The sequence below is a fragment of the Stenotrophomonas sp. S49 genome (assembly GCF_016624905.1).
In the GTDB taxonomy this organism is placed as follows: domain Bacteria; phylum Pseudomonadota; class Gammaproteobacteria; order Xanthomonadales; family Xanthomonadaceae; genus Stenotrophomonas.
Genome location: NZ_JACVUD010000030.1, coordinates 1 through 19,212, shown reverse-complemented (window position 1 = coordinate 19,212; position 19,212 = coordinate 1). Strand labels below are relative to the sequence as shown.

At 65.3% G+C, this 19,212-nt stretch carries 18 protein-coding genes and 1 tRNA gene; 12 read left to right on the top strand and 7 right to left on the bottom strand.

Going from position 1 to position 19,212, the window contains the following annotated elements; genetic code table 11:
- Positions 1-87: 87 nt before the first annotated feature.
- From IAE58_RS08780 to IAE58_RS08770, 3 genes are all read left to right on the top strand, one after another.
- Positions 88-1,008, top strand: coding sequence for a TIR domain-containing protein (locus tag IAE58_RS08780; RefSeq protein WP_199932586.1), 921 nt, complete (start codon positions 88-90; stop codon positions 1,006-1,008).
- Positions 1,009-1,010: 2 nt separating this feature from the next.
- On the top strand, positions 1,011-1,712 hold the full coding sequence (locus tag IAE58_RS08775; protein ID WP_125899061.1) for an adenylate/guanylate cyclase domain-containing protein: 702 nt from the start codon (positions 1,011-1,013) through the stop codon (positions 1,710-1,712).
- Between the two features lie 194 nt (positions 1,713-1,906).
- Positions 1,907-3,475: a MobA/MobL family protein gene (locus tag IAE58_RS08770; protein WP_199932587.1), complete on the top strand. Its 1,569-nt coding sequence runs from the start codon at positions 1,907-1,909 to the stop codon at positions 3,473-3,475.
- A gap of 493 nt (positions 3,476-3,968) precedes the next feature.
- Here the strand turns inward: IAE58_RS08770 and IAE58_RS08765 are convergent, their stop codons facing one another.
- Together IAE58_RS08765 and IAE58_RS08760 are read right to left on the bottom strand one after the other, a co-directional pair.
- Positions 3,969-5,390: a DUF6538 domain-containing protein gene (locus IAE58_RS08765; protein ID WP_199932588.1), complete on the bottom strand. Its 1,422-nt coding sequence runs from the start codon at positions 5,388-5,390 to the stop codon at positions 3,969-3,971.
- An 82-nt stretch (positions 5,391-5,472) separates the two neighbouring features.
- Positions 5,473-5,565, bottom strand: a tRNA-Ser gene (locus IAE58_RS08760).
- Positions 5,566-5,706: 141 nt separating this feature from the next.
- Between IAE58_RS08760 and dnaX the strand changes: the two genes are divergently transcribed.
- The 4 genes from dnaX (at position 5,707) to IAE58_RS08740 (ending at position 9,292) form a co-directional block, all read left to right on the top strand.
- Positions 5,707-7,737 (top strand): DNA polymerase III subunit gamma/tau, encoded by a 2,031-nt coding sequence (gene dnaX, locus IAE58_RS08755; protein WP_199932620.1) that lies wholly within the window; start codon positions 5,707-5,709, stop codon positions 7,735-7,737.
- Between the two features lie 6 nt (positions 7,738-7,743).
- Positions 7,744-8,064 carry a YbaB/EbfC family nucleoid-associated protein gene (locus IAE58_RS08750; protein WP_019659509.1) on the top strand — a complete coding sequence of 107 codons (321 nt, stop codon included), beginning with the start codon at positions 7,744-7,746 and terminating at the stop codon, positions 8,062-8,064.
- A 202-nt stretch (positions 8,065-8,266) separates the two neighbouring features.
- Positions 8,267-8,866 carry a recombination mediator RecR gene (recR, locus tag IAE58_RS08745; RefSeq protein ID WP_199932589.1) on the top strand — a complete coding sequence of 200 codons (600 nt, stop codon included), beginning with the start codon at positions 8,267-8,269 and terminating at the stop codon, positions 8,864-8,866.
- A gap of 66 nt (positions 8,867-8,932) precedes the next feature.
- Positions 8,933-9,292 (top strand): histidine triad nucleotide-binding protein, encoded by a 360-nt coding sequence (locus IAE58_RS08740; RefSeq protein ID WP_108748739.1) that lies wholly within the window; start codon positions 8,933-8,935, stop codon positions 9,290-9,292.
- Positions 9,293-9,365: 73 nt separating this feature from the next.
- Here the strand turns inward: IAE58_RS08740 and IAE58_RS08735 are convergent, their stop codons facing one another.
- Genes IAE58_RS08735 through IAE58_RS08720 form a run of 4 tightly spaced genes read right to left on the bottom strand, consistent with a single transcriptional unit; the run spans position 9,366 to position 13,729 of the window.
- A complete protein-coding gene (locus IAE58_RS08735; protein WP_108748740.1) occupies positions 9,366-9,890 on the bottom strand; it encodes a Slp family lipoprotein in 525 nt (174 codons plus the stop codon).
- Complete coding sequence (locus tag IAE58_RS08730; protein WP_199932590.1) at positions 9,887-11,836, bottom strand: DUF3488 and transglutaminase-like domain-containing protein; 1,950 nt, start codon at positions 11,834-11,836, stop codon at positions 9,887-9,889. The genes IAE58_RS08735 and IAE58_RS08730 overlap by 4 nt, the downstream gene beginning before the upstream one ends.
- The gene (locus tag IAE58_RS08725; protein ID WP_199911414.1) at positions 11,829-12,779 is read right to left on the bottom strand and encodes a DUF58 domain-containing protein; all 951 of its coding nucleotides are present in this window, start codon (positions 12,777-12,779) and stop codon (positions 11,829-11,831) included. The genes IAE58_RS08730 and IAE58_RS08725 overlap by 8 nt, the downstream gene beginning before the upstream one ends.
- On the bottom strand, positions 12,776-13,729 hold the full coding sequence (locus IAE58_RS08720; RefSeq protein WP_108748742.1) for a MoxR family ATPase: 954 nt from the start codon (positions 13,727-13,729) through the stop codon (positions 12,776-12,778). Before IAE58_RS08720 ends, IAE58_RS08725 begins: the two co-directional genes overlap by 4 nt.
- 44 nt (positions 13,730-13,773) lie before the next feature.
- Here IAE58_RS08720 and IAE58_RS08715 point away from each other — a divergent pair, with 44 nt between their 5' ends.
- Positions 13,774-15,612, top strand: coding sequence for a glycosyltransferase family 39 protein (locus IAE58_RS08715; RefSeq protein WP_199932591.1), 1,839 nt, complete (start codon positions 13,774-13,776; stop codon positions 15,610-15,612).
- A gap of 111 nt (positions 15,613-15,723) precedes the next feature.
- Here IAE58_RS08715 and IAE58_RS08710 read toward each other — a convergent pair whose 3' ends face one another.
- Complete coding sequence (locus tag IAE58_RS08710) at positions 15,724-16,296, bottom strand: Maf family nucleotide pyrophosphatase (RefSeq protein ID WP_199932592.1); 573 nt, start codon at positions 16,294-16,296, stop codon at positions 15,724-15,726.
- A 114-nt stretch (positions 16,297-16,410) separates the two neighbouring features.
- On the opposite strand from IAE58_RS08710, the gene IAE58_RS08705 reads away from it, so the two are divergent.
- The 4 genes from IAE58_RS08705 (at position 16,411) to IAE58_RS08690 (ending at position 19,157) form a co-directional block, all read left to right on the top strand.
- Positions 16,411-16,920 (top strand): YceD family protein, encoded by a 510-nt coding sequence (locus tag IAE58_RS08705; protein ID WP_108755547.1) that lies wholly within the window; start codon positions 16,411-16,413, stop codon positions 16,918-16,920.
- Positions 16,921-17,037: 117 nt separating this feature from the next.
- Complete coding sequence (gene rpmF, locus IAE58_RS08700) at positions 17,038-17,232, top strand: 50S ribosomal protein L32 (RefSeq protein WP_004154640.1); 195 nt, start codon at positions 17,038-17,040, stop codon at positions 17,230-17,232.
- Between the two features lie 91 nt (positions 17,233-17,323).
- Entirely contained in the window at positions 17,324-18,301 is a 978-nt protein-coding gene (locus IAE58_RS08695) for a beta-ketoacyl-ACP synthase III (protein ID WP_108748746.1), read from the top strand.
- Positions 18,302-18,374: 73 nt separating this feature from the next.
- Positions 18,375-19,157 carry a serine/threonine protein phosphatase gene (locus IAE58_RS08690; protein WP_199932593.1) on the top strand — a complete coding sequence of 261 codons (783 nt, stop codon included), beginning with the start codon at positions 18,375-18,377 and terminating at the stop codon, positions 19,155-19,157.
- Positions 19,158-19,212: the final 55 nt, after the last annotated feature.

Genomic DNA, 19,212 nt, shown 5'->3' with positions numbered 1-19,212 from the left:
GCTGAGGCCCAGGTGTCGCCCCATGCACTGGCGGCGGCTCGTTGAACCTGTATATTGTGTCTTGGTTCACACTTTCAAGGGGGCGAAGTGGCCACTGGACTTATTGATCGGTTCCGCTCAGACGGAGGGCGGAGGCTGCTCGCTGCATTATCTGAGGCTCGACTGCTTGGCGGGATCGGCGGCTTGCCAGAGTGGCTCATTGACCGGGGGGAGCTGCTAGAAGTCCAGGCGGGCGAGTCCTTTGTCGAGCAGGACGGGATGGACACCGAAGTGTTCTTTATCATTGCTGGATCTGTTGATGTAGTGATCAATGGAAAGACCGTCAACATCCGCCATACAGGAGATCATGTCGGCGAGATGGCTGCGATTGAGCCAGCTCAGAGGCGCGCAGCTACGCTGGTAGCACGGGAGCTCAGTGTTCTGCTGAAGGTCGCTGAAAGCGATTTCATTGAAATGGCAGATGGTCACCCGATCATCTGGAGGCGACTGGCCGCCACACTTTCGAGGAGACTTCTGCAGAGGAATAGCCTTCTGGCCAAGCCTCGCAACCAAGTTCGGGTGTTCGTCATGTCTTCGGTGGAGGCGCTTCCAGTCACCCGTCTATTGGTCCAACACTTTGAACATGATCCCTTCTTGACTGTGGTCTGGGACCATGGCGTGTTTCGCGCGTCAAACTACACGTTAGATGAGTTGGAAAAGCAGCTCGAACTGGCTGACTTTGCAATCGCAATCGCGCACGCAGATGATCTTGTGATTAGTCGTGGAGACGAATGGCCTGCGATGCGAGACAACGTCGTGTTCGAGTTGGGTATGTTTATTGGGTTCTTGGGTAGGAAGCGCGCTTTCTTGATGGAGCCTAGGGAAGATAAGTTGAAGCTTCCGAGTGATCTTGCGGGTCTGACTACGGTTTCCTACCGTTATGTGCCTGGGGAGGATGCCAGAGCGAGGCTAGCTCCGGCTTGCAACCAAATTCGCGACATCATTCTTGCTATGGGACCAAGAGACTAATCATGGCTTTGCTCGAAGACATGGAGGGTGCTGTTGCGACGATCTTCAGCAGTGCCTGGGACAAGCGAGAGGGACGCGTGGTTCCGGATCCGGAGGATCTGCGACTCGGCAATGACGCTGTTGAATTTTCGCGGGCTACTGTGCTGTATGCGGATCTCCACGGCTCTACAAACATGGTCGACACTGAGGAATGGTGGTTTAGTGCGGAGGTCTACAAGGCATTTCTGCATTGTGCTGCCAGCATCATCAGGGCTGAGGGTGGCGCGATCACTTCTTACGACGGTGACCGTGTGATGGGAATCTGGGTAGGGGATCGTCAAACGACACCGGCAGCGATTGCAGGTCTGAAGATCAATTACGCTGTGAACGAAATCATCAATCCTGCCCTTAAGAAGCAATACCCGGCATTGAACCGTACCATCAAGCAGAGTGTCGGCATTGACTCTAGCGCTCTTCGTGCTGCCCGCACTGGAGTTCGAGGTGGAAATGACATTGTTTGGGTGGGGCGGGCCGCGAACTATGCGGCAAAGCTGACTGAGTTGGATCTCGAACCCAAGACCTGGATAACCGCTGATGCGTTCCTGTATTTGCTTGATGAGGCGAAGTTCGGTGGCCAACCCAAGCAGTTGATGTGGAAGGAGTTCAGCTGGACCGAGCAGGGGGGCATCGCCATCCATGGTTCGACGTGGCAATGGAAGGTCTAGTGGCCGCCGTCTCTGTGGTGAAAAAATCCGTCGCTTAGCGAGATCAATAAGCCAAGCAAGAGCGCACTTAGGCATTGCCCTGCGGGCAATGCGTGCGCAAGAGGCTGTGCCCCTTGACCCCCTAAAAAAGCGCTTGCCAAAGCTTAAATCGTAGGCATAAAGGCAAGGGCGGGGGCCAAGAATAGGGAGCATCAATGGCCATTTATCACACCAGAGTAAAGACCTTCAGCCGTGCCCAGGGGCACGCATCTACCGCCGCCGCCGCTTACAGGGCCGGGCTGCTCATCATCGATGAACGCACCGGACTCCGGCACGATTACCGAAGGCGAGGAGGCGTTGTCGAAACCCGGTGTCTGGCGCCGGATGAAGCGCCTGACTGGGCTTTCGATCCTCGGCAGCTCTGGCCAGCAGCAGAGGCTTCAGAGCGGCGCAAAGACGCCACGGTCGCCAGGGAGTTCGAGGTTGCTCTGCCACACGAACTGAGCAACGAGCAGCGTTCCGACCTGGCGGCTGAGATTTCCCGCTGTCTAGTCCAGCGTTACAGATTCGCAGTCCAGGCAAGCATCCATGAGCCTCAGACCGCTGACGGGCTCAACTACCACGTGCACATCCTAGCCACGACTCGGCGGGTGGACGCAGAGGGCCTGAAGGACAAGACCAGGGAGCTGGATGGTGGTCCTTCAGGTCGAGGCGAAGTGGAATGGATTCGCCAGATGGTAGGGGGGGCCATAAATGCCCACCTTGCTGCTGCAGGTATCTCGGCCCGTGTCGATCACCGAAGCTTGAAAGAGCAGGCGGCTGAAGCCGCAGAGCAAGGAGATGAGCTCACAGCAGCGGAGCTTTCCCGTGCTCCAGGACTTCACATGGGCAAAGACGCGACGGCGCTGCATCGCCGAGGCGCCGATACAGTCCTTAAGCAGGGCAATGACGGGATCTACCAGGCCAACAGCGCTGCTTGGGATCGCGCCGTCGCTGACCTGGCAGAGCAGGGCAGGTTGATGGAGCCCGCATTCGATCAAGCCATGCCGGTCGGCCCGCGTGAAGTTGCTTCGCATCCCGCTATCCAACTAATGCTGTCTCCTGGGGGAGCGACTCCTTTGGTTAACGGGGCCAAGGAAGTCATTCCGGTTGGGGCGGTGGCCGATGACGGGACGCGGCAGCCGCAGGCCACCGCATCCAAGCAGGCGTTGAAGGCTGTGTTAGAAATTTGGGCCGAGGCGTGGATAGAAGCGTTGAGAGATCGACTTAGATTTACGCGCAGGTTGCTGCGCAACAGTGCCACCTTGATATCCGCTCATGTCGCAGCGCCCAGGCTCCGTGGCGACTTGGAAGAGCTGCTCGTAAGAATGAAGAAGTTGAAGCGGGACGCACTGCGCTTCAAGCGTAGGCTGAAAGCTGAAGATCGTGCTCAGCACGGGCTAGCACAGGCGGAGTTTGCTCTGGAGAGCTTCGAAAGCCAGAACCCACGTCCAGGGATCCTGAATCGCTCAGACTGGTCGCGGCGTCGGGCGCGCCGTGTCAGGGCTGTTGAGTTGGGACGCGAGGAGTACCAACGCGCTCACGAAGCCACCGGACCTAAGGCCCAGGAAGGCTACAACCGTCGAACAGGCGAGTCGTTGTCGCAGCTGGAGAATTGGAGTGAAGTGCTGCTGCGTAGATATCCGGTGGAGGATGCGCTCATTGACGCTCCTGAAGCCTCCATACCAGCGGACCCCTTGATCGTAATGAATCCTGTCAGAGATCCTGGAGCACGGTTGCACTGATAGACAAGCGAAGGCCCCGGCGAGCCGGGGCTTTAGCCAGCCTCGTTTCGAAAACTCAGTGGTAGGTAGGTCCGCGAGTGGGCTTGGACACCGCGCCACGACGCTCTGAGATCATGTCGCTGAGCTGCACCTGATCGCGCTCTACTAGGCTCTCCTTAACTCTCACTGTAGGTTTCAAAGTGTGGTCGTCAGCAGGAGGCTTAGGGTGCATGCATCGGTTGATCAATTCGTCGGCGATTTCGAGGGCATGGATGATGTCCTCGATCCGCTCTTGTGTGTCTCGTGTCCGGTCTTGGGCAATCAAAGGGCACAGCACTCGACTAGCGATAGCCAGCTTTCTTTCTAATGGCATATGAAGCTCCTAACGTGGGGGAGCTTTCATAAAACCATCATTTGCGTTGATCGCAATAGTAGCGACGTTTGTCAGTGCTAATGTTGGCCCGTTAGAGATACTCCTAGACGTTCCATGTAATTTGCCCCGCGCGGAGATCCGCTATCCCAGCAGCTCCTTCAGTGCAGCGAGCTCAAGATTGAAGCTCAAGGATGAGAGTCCTGCTGTCTTGAATTCAGGGGTGACCAGTCCATTGAGCTTTTCTGCAGGGGTGAACTCCCGGCTGTAGACGGGATGGTGCTCATCATCAAGCTCGTGGCCGACGATCTGTGCGCGCATTTCTGACGCGACACCGAAGCCCTGCATCTGCTGAATGACGGTCTTGCGCAGAGAATGGAAACCTCGCTTTGCCTTGGGCCAGGTCTTCCCGTGCTCTGCGAGGTGGCGGGTAAATGCCTTGGAGATCCAGTTCCCCGCGCCATTGACGGCATTGGCCTTCGCTTGGGGGAAGAGACGGCTTGAGGTAGGCAGGCTGGCAACATAGTCGCCGAAGCCCAGGGCCATTAGGTCAGCGTGGATCGGGACAGTACGAATACTGGCCTCGCTCTTGAGGCGCTGGTGCTCGCCGTCGTCATTAATATGGATGTAGGCCACGCCTCCCTCTGTTTGCACATCGCTCACCAGCAGCTGCCCAACTTCGGAGGCCCGGGCACCCGTATACAGGCCCAACAAGGCTGCCCAGCGGGCGGCAGGTGACAAGGTGGCAAAGGCCGAGGGAGCAAAGAGGAGGCTGATCTGCTTCAGGTCGAACGCCTTGAAGCCCAGCTTGCGCCGCTTTCGCTTGGCGCTATTGCCGTAGGAGACATGGCTTCGGGCCGGATTGCTGTCCGTGTAATAGCCAGCGGCAATCAACCAATCGAAGAAGCCCCCCAGGTAGGACTGCTTGTTCACCCGGGTTGGAGTTGAGATGCCAGCATCGGCGAGCGACTGATAGAAGTTCGACAGGTCAATCCGGTTGATGCTCGGCAAGGGATAGTCAGGGCCGGTGGTGCGCACGAACCCGTCAATGGCCGACTTCTTGATGCTGTAGGTCTTGGGGATGGTGTCTGGGGCAATGGCTTTGAGCCAAAGATCGCGCGCTTCCATCAGCGACAGGATCTTGCTGGGCTGGGGCTTGGAGGGAACTGCTGGGGCGGCTGCCGCGCCGAAGAACGCAGGGTTGACCCGGCCAATGCTCTCAATGGCGCGAGTCAGTGCCTCGGTGTCTTCGCCTGGCTCCGCTTGGATACGCAGGGTGCCATTTGCATCTCGTTCCAGAGTGTAGTCGTGGAGCTGTTGTCCCCGAAGTTCCTGGAGCCATTGCTCTGCCGTCTTCTCGCCCATGCCGTTCTTCCTGATGGCGCTGAAGACCTCAGCATAGCGGGCGGCCAGGACTAGGGCGCAAGCCTGGGCGCTACGCATTTCGCGCGTTCGAAGGCTTCGCTTGAGAATTCGGCAGCCCAGAAGGGTCTGGAGATCGACGGGCACGCGCTGGCGGAACGAAAAGCCCGCAGGTGTCTTGATCAAGTGATGGGGAACTCTCATCGGGATGTGTCCCGATTTGTGTCCTGCCCCTAGGTAGGCCCAGAAAAGCAAAACCCCTGATTTCTCAGGGGTTTGCAGAGTCTGGCGGAGAGAGGGGGATTCGAACCCCCGAAGCGCGGTTTAGACGCTTACACACTTTCCAGGCGTGCTCCTTCAACCACTCGGACACCTCTCCGGATTCCCTGCCATCGGCAAACGCCTCAGCAGGGGCGCAGATTCTAGCGGGCGCCGCGCCCGGACACAAGCACCGTGTTTCAGGGGGAGGGGGCTGGACAGGCATGGCACAATGGAACATCCGATGGAAGACGGTGGCCTGATGTCCTATCTCGTGCTTGCCCGCAAGTGGCGTCCGAAGCGTTTTGCCGAGCTGGTGGGCCAGGAACACGTGGTCCGTGCGCTCAGCAATGCGCTGGACAGTGGCCGGGTCCACCATGCGTTCCTGTTCACCGGTACCCGCGGCGTGGGCAAGACCACCATCGCGCGTATCTTCGCCAAGTCGCTGAACTGCGAGCAGGGCACCAGCGCCGACCCCTGTGGCCAGTGCGCAGCCTGCCTGGACATCGACGCCGGCCGCTACATCGACCTGCTGGAAATCGACGCCGCGTCCAACACCGGCGTGGATGACGTGCGCGAGGTGATCGAAAACGCCCAGTACATGCCCTCGCGCGGCAAGTACAAGGTCTACCTGATCGACGAAGTGCACATGCTGTCCAAGGCGGCGTTCAACGCGCTGCTGAAGACGCTGGAAGAGCCGCCGGAGCATGTGAAGTTCCTGCTGGCCACCACCGACCCGCAGAAGCTGCCGGTTACCGTGCTCAGCCGCTGCCTGCAGTTCAACCTGAAGCGGCTGGACGAGGACCAGATCCAGGGCCAGATGACCCGCATCCTGGCCGCCGAGGAGATCGAGTCCGACCCCAGCGCCATCGTGCAGCTGTCCAAGGCCGCCGATGGCAGCCTGCGTGATGGCCTGTCGCTGCTCGACCAGGCCATTGCCTATGCCGGTGGTGCCCTGCGCGACGACGTGGTGCGCACCATGCTGGGCACCGTGGACCGCACCCAGGTGGCGGCCATGCTGGATGCCCTGGCCGACGGCGAGGGCGCGCGCCTGCTGCAGGTAGTGGCGGCGCTGGCCGAGTTTTCGCCCGACTGGAGCGGCGTGCTGGAAGCGCTGGCCGAGGGCCTGCACCGTATCCAGGTGCAGCAGCTGGTTCCGGGTGCGGCTGCCGCCGCCGAAGGTCTGGACGTGGCCGCCTTCGCTGCCCGCCTGCGCCCGGAAGTGGTGCAGCTGTGGTACCAGATGGCGCTCAATGGCCGCCGCGACCTGCCGCTGGCGCCGAGCCCGCGCGCAGGCTTTGAAATGGCCGTGCTGCGCATGCTGGCCTTCCGCCCGGCCGCCGCGGTGCCGCCGGTCCCGCGTGCGGTGGACCCGGCCGCAGGCGCTGCCCCGGCCGGCAATGCACCCAGTGGCGGTGGTGCCGGTGGCAGCCAGGAGGCCGCTCCGGCCGCCGCTGCCTCGGCCCAGGCCCCGGCGGCGCCAGAGCAGGTGAGCGCCGCAGCGCATACCCCGTCGCCGCAGCCCGAGCCGCCGCCGCGCGAACCGGAGCCTGAACCGGAACCGGAACCCACCCCGGAACCTGAACCGGTGCCGGTGGAAGAACCCGAAACCCCCACGCCGGTGAGGGCCGAGATTGCCGCGCCGCCGGCCGAAGCGAGCGACGATCTGCCGCCGTGGGCCACCGAGGAGGCCGAGGCCGCCCACGCCCGTGATGCGTCGTTGGCCGCCGCGCATGCCACCCCGGAGGCGGCCATGGTCGCCCCTTGGCACGAACCGCCGTCGCCGGCACAGCCCGCCGAGGTTGCCGAAGAGCGCTCGTTCCAGCCGGAAGGCATTGCCATTGCGCCCGCACCGGCGGCTGCCGACCGTGGCCCGCAGGAAGCGGTGAGCGAACTGGCCAGTGCCGAGGACTGGCTGGACCTGGTGGCCGGCAGCGGCCTGAACGGCCCTTCGCGCCAGTTGGCCGCCAACGCCGCCTTCATCAGTTGCCAGCAGGGCACCTTGAAACTGGGGCTTTCGCCCGGATTTGAATACCTGCGCTCCGAGCGCGCGCTGGCGGCGCTGGGCGAGGTGCTGGAAAAGGCCCTGGGCCAGGCGCTGCGGATCGTGGTCGAGACCGTGGAAACCGAACACGTGCCGGCCGAGACCCTGCACCAGCGTGCCGACCGCCAGCGTGGCGAGCGCCAGCAGGCCGCCGAGGCCACCTTCATGGACGATCCGGAAGTCCAGCTGCTGATCCAGCAGCACGGCGCCCGGGTCGTTTCCGATTCCATCCGTACTTTTGACGAGTAAGACGACATGCGCGGGAATATCGCCCAACTGATGCAGCAGGCCCAGAAGATGCAGGAAAACCTGCAGAAGGCCCAGGAAGAAATCGCCAGGATCGAAGTGACCGGCAGCGCCGGTGGCGGCATGGTCAGCGTCACCCTTACCGGTGCGAAGGAATGCCGCAAGGTGCGCATCGACCCGTCGCTGACCAGCGATCCGGAAATGCTGGAAGACCTGATCGCTGCTGCCTTCAACGACGCGTCCAACAAGATCGACGCCGAATCGAAGTCGAAGATGGGCTCGGCCACGGCCGGCATGCAGCTGCCGCCGGGCATGAAGCTGCCGTTCTGATGCCCGTAGCGTCGAGCGTGCTCGACGGCTTCTCCCGTAGAGTCGAGCTTGCTCGACTGGTCGTTCCGTAGCGTCGAGCTTGCTCGACTGCATGCATGAATCAGTCGAGCATGGCTCGACTCTACAAAGCCCTTCAGTCGAGCAAGCTCGACTCTACGAAGCCCTTCAGTCGAGCGAGCTCGACTCTACAAAGCCTGCCGCCGTGTCCGCACCTCTGCTTGAACAACTGATCGATGCGCTGCGGGTGCTGCCGGGCGTGGGCCAGAAGACGGCCCAGCGCATGGCCTACCACCTGCTGGAACGCGAGCGCGAGGGCGGCCAGCGCCTGGCCGAAACCCTGGCGTTGGCGGTGGAGCGCATCGGCCACTGCGCGCAATGCCGCGATTTCAGCGAGAGCGAGGTGTGCCCCACCTGCGCCAACGGCAGCCGCGAGCGCAGCCAGCTATGCGTGGTGGAATCGCCGGCCGACCGCCTGGCCATTGAAAGCGCCACCGGCTTCCGCGGTGTCTACTTCGTGCTGCAGGGGCGCTTGTCACCGCTCGATGGCGTGGGCCCGCGCGAGCTGGGCCTGGAACAGCTGGAGCAGCGCCTGGCCCAGGGCGAGGTGCAGGAGCTGATCATCGCCACCAGTGCCACTGTGGAAGGCGAAGCGACCGCGCACTACCTGGCGCAGTTGGCGCGCGCCCGCCAGGTGCGGCCCAGCCGCCTGGCCCAGGGCCTGCCGCTGGGGGGCGAACTGGAATACGTCGATCGCGGCACGCTGTCGCACGCCTTCGGCACCCGCAGCGAATTCCGCGACTGACGCGCGGCCGGGCAATGCCTGCTATCGCCGGCCTACAATGCTGGGCATATCCCGCCGAGGCCGACCATGAGCAGCGAAACCCTCTTCAGCAAGATCATCCGCCGCGAGATCCCGGCCACCATCGTCTACGAAGACGACGAGGTGCTGGGCTTCAAGGACATCGCACCGCAGGCGCCGGTGCACGTGCTGTTCATTCCGAAGAACGAGATCATCCCCACGCTGGATGATCTGCAGCCGTCGCAGGCGCACCTGATCGGCAAGTTGGCGCTGGCCGCCGCGGCCTACGCGCGCAGCGAGGGTTTGGCCGAAGACGGCTACCGCATCGTGATGAACTGCCGCGAGCATGCCGGGCAGACCGTGTTCCATATCCACATGCATCTGCTGGCCGGCGCGCCGCTGGGGCATTTCGGTACGCCGGGGCGTTGAGGCCACCGCATCCACGCATGGCCAGGGTGATGGCACCCGTAAAAAAGGCCGCCCTGGGGCGGCCTTTCCGTACTTACCACCAGCCCCAGCGGCCGTAGCCCCAGTACGGGCCCGGGCCCCACGGGCCATACGGACCGTACGGGTAGGGCACCACATCCACCTGGCGCTGTTCCGGCCACAGGTAGATCACATCGGCGGCCAGCTTCGGCAGGCGGTAATCGTAGTCACCGATGCGCGTATTGGAATAGCCGTCGATCTTGCCGATGAAGGTCACATCGCGCCCGGCTTCGAACACGGCCGGGTCGTAGAAGCCGGCGCGGCAGGCAATGAAGCGGCCGTCGCTGGCGTCGGAGGAGGTGGTGTTCGGACGGCCACTGCCATTGAGCGGGCGCGAGATCATCTGGAAGCAGGTCTCGCCCTGGCCGGGCAGGGTTTCAATGATGCGACCGCCCCAACGGACCGGCGTGCCGACCTGCTGGGTGGCGACCGAATCGCGCGGGGACACCAGGCTGAACTGTCCCTGCAGCGGCTTGGGTGCCGTTGCGCAGGCCGACAGGGCCAGCGTGGCCACGGCAGTAAGAAGGAACTTGGTTTTCATTGGGAAGCTCCGGAAGACGGGCGATGCCTGCGCAGGTCCCGCAATAATGCGGCGAGGTCGGTGCGAGTGCCAGCGTAACGCGCGTCAGCGAAACGCTGGCTGAGTGCCAGCAGGGCAGGATCAGGCTGCTGGGCATGCACGCGGCGGGCCCACACCATGGGCGGCTCATGCGGTTCGCGGCCCAGGCCGCGCCGCGCGTAGCGCCGGCCCAGGCGGTGCCAGGCGCGCAGCAGGGGATCGCGCTCGCGCTCGCCACGTGCCAGCAGCCAGGCCATCCAGGCCAGTGCCAGCAACGCGGCCGTCACGAACCCAGCCAGCAGCTGTCCTGGCCCCAGATCGTCCAGCCCCAGCGGCTGCAGCATCTGCTGCTGGCGGCGTGCGTCGAAGGACAGCACCAGATCGTTCCAGCCGCGGCGCAGCCAATCGCCCACCTGGCCGATCTGTAGCCAGCGCTGTTGCAGGTCGGTGTCGGCGCCGGCCTGCAGGCGGTCATCCAGCGTGTCCAGGATCCGTTCCGGTGCCACCGCGGCGGTCGGGTCCACCCGCACCCAGCCCTGCTGCGGCAGCCACACTTCGGCCCAGGCGTGGGCGTCCATGCGGCGCACCACCCAGTAATTGCCGATGCGGTTGCGGGTGCCGCCGGCGAAGCCGGTCACCACCCGCGTGGGAATGCCGGCGTTGCGCATCAGCACCACGAAGGACGAACTGAAGTGCTGGCAGAAGCCGGCCTTGTAGTCGAACAGGAAGGCATCGACCGGATCGCGCCCGGCCACCGGAGTTTCCAGCGTGTAGGAGAAGTCAGTGGTGATCCAGGCCAGCGCCCGGCGTACCACGGCGGCATCGTCATTGCCCGCTTCCTGGCGCCACTGCCGGGCCAGCGTAGCGGTGCGCGGGTTGAAGCCTGCCGGCAACTGCAATGCCGCACGGCGCTGTTCGGCCGACAGCGTGGCATCGAAGCGGCGTGCTGGTGCCGATTGCAGGCGCCAGCGGGTCAGTGCGGTCAGGCGGCGGTCGCTGGACAGGCTCATGTCCGCATCCAGGCGGGCCCCGGCCGGTGCGCTGCGCGGCAGGTCCAGCGCCACCAGCTGGCGGCGGTCGGTGGGCTCGTAATCGATCTGGTAATCCCAGCCAGATCCTGTCTGTTCTACGACCGCCGGGGTGCGGAACTGTGTGGCGGGATCGCGCCGCCACACGTGGCCATCGAAGCGGGTCATCACCGGGCCGCGCCAGTAGCGCTGTTCCGCCGCCGGCGCTGCACCGAAGAACTGTACGCGCAGGGCGGGCGTATCGTCGGCCATCAGGTCCAGCCACTGGTCCGGCTCCATCGTGTCGGACAGCCCCGGCGTGCCGACGGCGCGATCGGGAATGCCCCACAACGGCGTGGCCAGGCGCGGGAACAGCCAGAAGCAGGCCAGCGCCAGCGGCAGGCCGATCAGCAGCAGTCGGCCAACGCCGTGCAGCTGACCGCGCAGCGGCACCGGCGCGCTATGGCCTTCGCCCTGGGCCAGGCGCTGCAGCGCCAGCAGGCCGGTGATGCCGGCCAGTGCTGCCAGCGCAGTGGTCAGCGGCCCCTGGTCGAGCAGGAAGGCGGCAAACGGTGCGAACAGGGCGAAGCCGATCAGGCTGCGCGCATCACGCAGGCTGCGCAGCTCGCTGGACTTGATCGCCAGCATCGCCGCCAGCAGCGCGCAGCCGGTGTCGCGGCCGGGGCGCATGGCGCCCATCTGCCAGACGATGGCGCCCAGCATGGCCAGCACCAGCAGCACGCGCACCGGCATCGGCAGCACGCGCCGCTGCGACAGCAGGGCGGTCAGCACGGCGGCGCCGGCAAACAGCGCGGCCAACAGCGTGGGCAACTGCAGCAGCAGCGGCAGCAGGGCCAGCGCCGCACTGGCCAGCGTCCAGTAGCGCGCGTTGCGATCGATCAGGGGCGCGGTGTCAGTCATGCGGCAACAGGGCCAGTGCGCGCAGGCACAGATGGTGGTGGCTGGCGCCCTGGCCGGGGCCGAGCGCGGGCTGGCCGGGCAGCAGCAGGGTATAGCGGCGGCCTTCGCGTTCGGCCAGGTCGACCCAGCGCGCCAGCCGCGCAATGCGCGCTTCGCCGGCCATCGGTGCCAGGGCGCGCCAGTCCAGCATCACCTCGATGCCGACCGGCTTCTCGTATTCGCGTACCAGCAGGCTGTCGCGCCGCGCTGAATGTTTCCAGGCGATGCTGCGCGGTGGGTCACCGGCGCGGTACGGGCGCAGCTGGTGCAGTTCCTCGCCGCTGGCATGGGCGCGGGTGTGCAGCGGGTCGCTGCCGCGCTCGGGCAGGGCCGGGCCCTGTGCTTCGGCGTGGGGGTAGACCAGCAGCGGTTGTTCGGGCCAGACCCACGACCAGGCCCGCACCAGGCCCAGCGGCTGGGTACTGGACAGGCGCACGCGCGGCAGGTCCAGCCAGCCGCGCCGCTGCGTGGGTACATCCAGTTCCACTTCGCCGCGGCCCTGCGCCGGCAGGTCGGTCCAGGCCTGGCTGTCGCCCAGTTGCAGGTGCAACCCGTGGCGCGCACGCGGGTCGCGCACGGAAAGATCGATGCGCAGCCGCAGTGGTTGCCCGGCTGCGACCGGCTCGGCGGCGATCGCATCGACCTGCACGCCGGACAGCTGCAGGTGCGCGGCAATCGCGCTGGCCACCGCGGCCGCTGCCAGCAGCAGGGCCAACAGCAGCGCCGGGTTGTTGTTGTAGTTCAGTGCGCCCAGCAGCATGGCCGCCAGCAGGGTGGCCACGAACAGGCCGAAACGCGTGGGCAGCACGTAGATGCGGCGGCGGTCCAGCCGCTGCGGCAATGCCTCCGGCGTGCGTGGGCGCGCCAGCAACTGCAGCCGTGCCCAGCGCGAGGAGACGTTCAATCGACCGCCACCGTCTGCAGGATCGCCCGTGCCAGGGCCGGACCGGCGCTGGATTCGGCTTCGCCCACCAGGCGGTGGCCGGCGACCGCGACGAACAGGGTCTGCACGTCTTCGGGCACCACATGGCCGCGGCCCAGCAGCAAGGCATGCGCCTTGGCCGCGCGCAGCAGGGCCAGGCCGGCGCGCGGTGACAGGCCCACGCGCACGCCTGCATGCTGGCGGCTGCGGGTCAGCAGCGCCTGCACGTAATCCACCAGCGCATCGCTCACATGGATCTGGCCGACCGCTTCGCGCAATTGCCGCACCTGGTTGTCATCCAGCTGCGGCACCGCGCGCGCAATCAGGTCGCGGCGGTCGGTGCCGCGCAGCAGCTCGCGCTCGGCCTGCGGGCTGGGATACCCCATGGCCAGGCGCAGCAGGAAGCGGTCCAGCTGCGAATCGGGCAGCGGGAACGTGCCCGACAGATCCACCGGGTTCTGCGTGGCGATCACGAAGAACGGGTCCGGCAGGGTATGCGTCTGCCCGTCCAGCGTGACCTGCTGTTCGGCCATGGCTTCCAGCAGGGCGCTCTGCGTGCGCGGCGGCGCGCGGTTGATCTCATCGGCCAGCAGCACATGGGTGAACACCGGGCCGGGATGAAACTGGAACTGGCGGCTGCCGGCGTCGTACACCGACACGCCCAGCACGTCGGCGGGCAGCAGGTCGGAGGTGAACTGCACGCGCTGGAAGCCCAGCCCCAGGCTGCTGGCCAATGCGTGCGCCAGCGTGGTCTTGCCCAGGCCGGGCAGATCCTCGATCAGCAGATGGCCGCCGGAAAGCAGGGCAACGAAGGCCAGGCGCACCTCCTGCACCTTGCCCAGCACCAGCGCGTTGACCTGGTCCTGCGCATTGCGCAGGGACTGTCGCAGTTGATCGGTTAGCATGCTGGGCATGGGGGACGAAGCTGTCATGATCGTCTCACGTTCGGGAACCCATCGATTCTATCCATAGAGCAATGCAGGGCGAACAGCGCGCACGCACGATATTTGTCTGGTTATGGACGCTCGTCACAGCGGCCAAGCTGGTCGTGGCCGCACGGCTGCCCCTGTTCGTCGATGAGGCGTTCTATTGGCAGGAGGGCCAGCACCTTGCGGCCGCCTATTCCGATCTGCCCGGCCTGACCGCGTGGCTGGCGCGGCTGGGCGTGGAAATCGGTGGCCATCATGTGCTGGCGCTGCGCCTGCCGTTCCTGGCCATCGGCGCGTTGTTGCCGTTGCTGGTTTCGCGCGTGGCCACCCGCTGGTTCGGCGCGGTGGCCGGTTGGCAGGCCGGCAGCCTGACCTTGTTGATGCCGTTGTCGGCCACGCTGGGCCTGCTGGCCGTGCCCGATGTGCCGATGGCGCTGGCGGCAGTGCTGTGCCTGGACGCCGGTGCGCGCCTGCTGCGCAACGTCGATGCCTCTTCGGCGGTGAAGCTGGGCCTGGGCCTGCTGATCGGCGCGCTCAGCCACTACCGCTTTATTGGTGTCATCGGCGTGGGCTTCATTGCCCTGCTGGCGCTGCCGCAGGGGCGGCGCATGCTGGCCGACCCGCGCGTGTGGGTGGCGCTGGCGGTTGGCGTATTGGCCTGGCTGCCGCTGCTGGCCTGGAATGCCGACAACCACGATGCCGGCCTGAAATTCCAGGTGGTGGAGCGCCATCCGTGGGCATTCGAGTGGCGCGGGCTGTGGTTCCTGGTGATCCAGCCGATGCTGGTCACGCCCATCCTGTGCATTGCTATGTGGAAGGTGGCGCTGGCCGGTACCCGCAGCGGTGGCGGTGCGCGCGTGCAGTGGCGCTACTTCGGCCTGGTGGGCGGCGTATCCACGCTGGGCATCTTCGTGCTCGGCTTCTTCACCGATGTGGAGCGCATCAGCTTCCACTGGCCGCTGCCGGGCTACCTGGCCCTGCTGGTGGCGGTGCCGGTGGTGCTCAACGGCTGGCCGCGCGGCCTGCGCCGCACCGGCTGGTGGCTGGCGGGCGCAGGCATGGTGCTGGCGTTTTCCTATTACCTGATGGCGTCCTCGCCGGGCCTGCGCGAACAGTTGGCGGGCAACAAGTATTACCCGCGCAACTTCGCCGGCTGGCAGCCGCTGGCGGCGGCGGTACGCGAAGAGCTGGCACAGATGCCGGAAGGCACCCGGGTGCTCGCCGGTAACTTCAAGGTCGGCGCCGAGCTGGGGTTCCAGCTTGGCGATGGGGATATCGCGGTGCTGCCGCACCCGCTCAACGACAAGCATGGGCGCAGCGCGCAGCTGGCGCAGTGGCAGTTGCTGCACGATGGCACGCGGCAGCAGCCGATGCTGCTGGTGCTGTCGCCCAGTGACCAGCGCTACCGCGATCTGCTGCAGCGTTACCACGCGGTGTGCGAACAGGTGGGGCCGTTGCCGCCGCCACGGGTGGTCAGCAGCGATCACGGCTTCCAGCGCTTCCTGTTGTTCCGCCTGCCGGCGCAGCGCGTGGACGCGCCATGCGTGACCCCGGCGATGGCGTGGCTGGATGCGCCGTCCAATGGTGATGTCGTTTCCGGCACGCTTGCGGTGAAGGGCTGGGCCTTCAAGGACGGTGTCGGCCTGTCGCGGGTGGAAGTGCTGCTGGATGGTCAATCGCTGGGTGATGCCCGCTATGGCCGCGAATTCGACATCCGCGCGGCCTGGCCGGGCACCACCGATCCCAGCCACCCGCACGTAGGCTTCGATGCCAGCGTGGATACGCGCGCGCTGGCGCCCGGCCGGCATTGGCTGGGCCTGCGCCTGCATGGCCGCGACGGCAGCGTGGAGCAGTGGCAGGAACAACCGTTCGAGGTTGCCCCGTAACGCGCAATGTCGAGCGTGCTCGACCGCCTGGTGCGTAGAGTCGAGCTTGCTCGACTGCTTTGTACTGCCGGGTACATTCAGTCGAGCAAGCTCGACGCTACCAATGCGGGGTCATGGCACGGCGAAGCCGGCCTTCCGTAGCAGCCCGCACAGGGCGATCAGGGGCAGGCCGACCAGCGCGGTGGGATCGCGGTTGTCGATCGCCTCGAACAGGCTGATGCCCAGTCCTTCGCACTTGAAGCTGCCGGCGCAGTCCAGTGGCTGTTCGGCCGCCACGTAACGGGCGATCTCGTCCTGGCTGAGAACGCGGAAGCGGACCTCGGTCACATCCACGGCTGCCAGCTCGTCTCCATCACGAGTGAGACTGATGGCGGTATGGAAGCGCACGGTCCTCCCGGACATGGCGGCCAACTGCGCGCAGGCGGCGTCCACCGTGCCCGGCTTGCCCAGCGGCAGGCCGTCCAGATCGGCCACCTGGTCCGAACCGATCGCCCAGGCGCCCGGGTGGCGCGCGGCCACCTCGGCGGCCTTGGCGGCGGCCAGGCGTACCGCCAGCGCGGCCGGTGCCTCGCCGGCGCCCGGGGTCTCGTCCACGTCCGGGCGTGCGCAGTCGAAGGGCAGGTCCAGCCGTTGCAGCAGGTCACGGCGGTAGCGGGAGGTGGAGGCCAGCAGCAGGGCGGACATGCGATAATTCCGGGGCAGGGCGGGGCAGTCTGGCCCGGCGTGAAGGCCCGCAGCAAGCCCCGCCCGGCGGGGTATTTGACAGCGGGCGGGCTGATCCTTAGTATTCAGCGGCTTATGTCCGCGAACGTGCCCGAAACGCTGGATGCTTGGCGGATGGTTGTAGCGCGCAGGCGCTTCGACGGCCAGGTCTCTTTGGCTGAATTGACCCGCCTGCAGGGCTTGGTCGCCGATACCGACGGTGAGTGCAGTTACTCGCTTGAATTCGGTCGCGACGAGGTCTTGCGGGTATCCTATGTGGAACTGACCATCGATACCGCGTTGCCGCTGACCTGTCAGCGCAGCATGCAGCGATTCCTGTTGCCGGTGAAGATGACCCAGAGGCTTGGCCTGATCCGCGACGAGGACGAGGAATCGTCCCTGCCGGAAGAGTACGAAGCGTTGCTGGTGCCGGAAGATGGCCAGCTGCGGCCGCTGGACCTGGTCGAAGACGAGTTGGTGCTGGCGGTGCCGGTGGTGCCGTTGTCACCCGACGGTGAAGCCGTCGACCAGGACTGGGCACCAAGCGAAGAAGAAACGAAGAAAGCCAATCCGTTTGCGGCGTTGGCGGCCCTGAAGAAAGAATAGAAGCATTAGCAGCCGGATTGTCGTCGGCGGCTGCGGCGAAAGCGAAAGTGTGCTGGGCGCTGGCGTCCTGCGCGACGATACGACGAAGCAAAAACGAACCGAGTTTGGAGCAATCCCATGGCTGTCCAGAAATCCCGTGTCACCCCGTCCCGCCGCGGTATGCGCCGTGCGCATGACGCCCTGAGCGCCAAGCAGCTGTCGACCGACCCGACCACCGGCGAAGTGCACCTGCGTCACCACATCACTGCTGACGGTTTCTACCGCGGCAAGAAGGTCATCCAGACCAAGACCTCGGCCGTCGAAGAAGATTGATGTGCCGGGAAGGCCGCTGCCTGCGGGCAGCGGCCTTCGCCTTTCTTCCCGGGTGTGCCGGTGATCGGCGGCCCGCGCAACAGGAAACATGATGAGCAAGCGGATCTACTCGAGGATCGCGGGCACCGGTAGCTATTTGCCGGAAAAAGTCCTGACCAACGCCGACCTGGAAAAAATGGTCGAAACCTCGGACGAGTGGATCCAGACGCGCACCGGTATCCGCGAACGGCACATTGCTGCCGAAGGCGAAACCACCAGCGATCTCGGCTACCAGGCCGCGCTGCGTGCGCTCGAAGCGGCCGGCATCGATGCCAGCCAGCTCGACATGATCGTGGTGGGTACCACCACGCCTGACCTTATTTTCCCGTCCACCGCGTGCCTGATCCAGGCCAAGCTCGGTGCGTCGGGTTGCCCCGCTTTCGACGTGAACGCCGCCTGCTCGGGCTTCGTGTTCGCGCTCAGCGTGGCCGACAAATTCATCCGTTCCGGTGATGCCCGCCACGTGCTGGTGATCGGTACGGAAACCCTGACCCGCATCGTTGACTGGGAAGACCGCACCACCTGCGTGCTGTTCGGCGATGGCGCCGGCGCGGTCGTGCTCAAGGCCGACGAAGAGACCGGCATCCTCAGCACCCACCTGCATTCCGATGGCAGCAAGAAAGAGCTGCTGTGGAACCCGGTGGGCGTGTCGGTCGGTTTCAAGGGCGGCGCCAATGGCGGCGGCACCATCAACATGAAGGGCAACGACGTGTTCAAGTACGCCGTGAAGGCGCTGGACTCGGTCGTGGACGAAACCCTGGAGGCCAATGGCCTGGACAAGTCCGACCTGGATTGGCTGATCCCGCACCAGGCCAACCTGCGCATCATCGAAGCCACGGCCAAGCGCCTGGACATGTCGATGGACCAGGTGGTGGTCACCGTCGATCGCCACGGCAACACCTCCTCGGCCTCGGTGCCGCTGGCGCTGGACGCCGCCGTGCGTTCGGGCAAGGTCGAGCGCGGCCAGCTGCTGCTGCTGGAAGCGTTCGGTGGCGGCTTCACGTGGGGTTCGGCTCTGCTGCGCTATTGATAGCGTCAGTTACGACAACGTGAATCTGTCGTTACGGCCCCTCTGGGGCCGTAACGCGTTTAGGAGAACCGTCATGGTTGAGCCCATCGTCATTGAAGGGCAGCGCGCCTGGCTGAAGCAGTACGGCAAGGGAAGCCGCGCACTGGCCCTGGGCCTGCTGAACTTCGTCGCCCATCGTTTCCAGTTGGACGCGCTGCGTCCGCCGCCGCACCGTGGTGGTGATGCCGCCCGCGAAACCGAAGCGCGCCGACTGGGCGAACTGCATGCGCAGGGCGTCAACGTGCCCGAAGTGATCGGCAGCGGCCACGCCGCGCTGGTGATCGGCGACAACGGCAGCTCCTTCAATACCTGCCTGCGCGAGGCCGACGCGGCCGGTCGCGACCGCCTGGTGGCCGCGGCCATGCAGGCGCTGGCCGAGGCACATGCGCGCGGGGCCTATTTCGGCCAACCGCTGCCGCGCAATCTCACCTGGGACGGGCAGAAGGTGGGCTTCATCGATTTCGAAGAAGACCCGCTGGAAGTGATGGACCTGGCCGAGGCACAGGCCCGCGACTGGCTGATGTTCGGCTACGGCGTGGCCAAGTACTACGGCGAGCGGCCCGAACGCCTGCAGGCGATGATGGCCGAGGCCATGAACAGCGTGCAGGAGCCGGTGCGCGCCCATGTGCATTCGGTCAGCGGGCGCCTGCAGGGGCTGGCCCGGGTCTGCATGAAGATGGGGCGCTCGGCGCGCGCGTTGGCGCATTCGATCTTCATCACCCATGGCGCCACCACGCTGGGCCTGATCATGGTGGTGGGGCTGTGCATGGACTTCTTCGCCGACGGCGAACTGGATATCCTGCAGCTGTTCTGCTGATCCGCTCTCCGCCGGGGGGGGGGCCGGCGGGCCGCGGGGGGGGGGGGGCGGCCCC

Bases quoted from the DNA above. Each gene is read 5' to 3' on its own strand.
- IAE58_RS08750 (WP_019659509.1), top strand. From the start codon at position 7,744: ATGCGCGGGAATATCGCCCAACTGATGCAGCAGGCCCAGAAGATGCAG.
- IAE58_RS08730 (WP_199932590.1), bottom strand. From the start codon at position 11,836: ATGACTGACACCGCGCCCCTGATCGATCGCAACGCGCGCTACTGGACG.
- IAE58_RS08765 (WP_199932588.1), bottom strand. From the start codon at position 5,390: ATGAGAGTTCCCCATCACTTGATCAAGACACCTGCGGGCTTTTCGTTC.
- IAE58_RS08715 (WP_199932591.1), top strand. From the start codon at position 13,774: ATGCAGGGCGAACAGCGCGCACGCACGATATTTGTCTGGTTATGGACG.
- IAE58_RS08705 (WP_108755547.1), top strand. From the start codon at position 16,411: ATGTCCGCGAACGTGCCCGAAACGCTGGATGCTTGGCGGATGGTTGTA.
- dnaX (WP_199932620.1), top strand. From the start codon at position 5,707: ATGTCCTATCTCGTGCTTGCCCGCAAGTGGCGTCCGAAGCGTTTTGCC.
- IAE58_RS08695 (WP_108748746.1), top strand. From the start codon at position 17,324: ATGAGCAAGCGGATCTACTCGAGGATCGCGGGCACCGGTAGCTATTTG.
- IAE58_RS08720 (WP_108748742.1), bottom strand. From the start codon at position 13,729: ATGACAGCTTCGTCCCCCATGCCCAGCATGCTAACCGATCAACTGCGA.
- IAE58_RS08740 (WP_108748739.1), top strand. From the start codon at position 8,933: ATGAGCAGCGAAACCCTCTTCAGCAAGATCATCCGCCGCGAGATCCCG.
- IAE58_RS08775 (WP_125899061.1), top strand. From the start codon at position 1,011: ATGGCTTTGCTCGAAGACATGGAGGGTGCTGTTGCGACGATCTTCAGC.
- IAE58_RS08770 (WP_199932587.1), top strand. From the start codon at position 1,907: ATGGCCATTTATCACACCAGAGTAAAGACCTTCAGCCGTGCCCAGGGG.
- IAE58_RS08735 (WP_108748740.1), bottom strand. From the start codon at position 9,890: ATGAAAACCAAGTTCCTTCTTACTGCCGTGGCCACGCTGGCCCTGTCG.
- IAE58_RS08710 (WP_199932592.1), bottom strand. From the start codon at position 16,296: ATGTCCGCCCTGCTGCTGGCCTCCACCTCCCGCTACCGCCGTGACCTG.
- IAE58_RS08690 (WP_199932593.1), top strand. From the start codon at position 18,375: ATGGTTGAGCCCATCGTCATTGAAGGGCAGCGCGCCTGGCTGAAGCAG.
- rpmF (WP_004154640.1), top strand. From the start codon at position 17,038: ATGGCTGTCCAGAAATCCCGTGTCACCCCGTCCCGCCGCGGTATGCGC.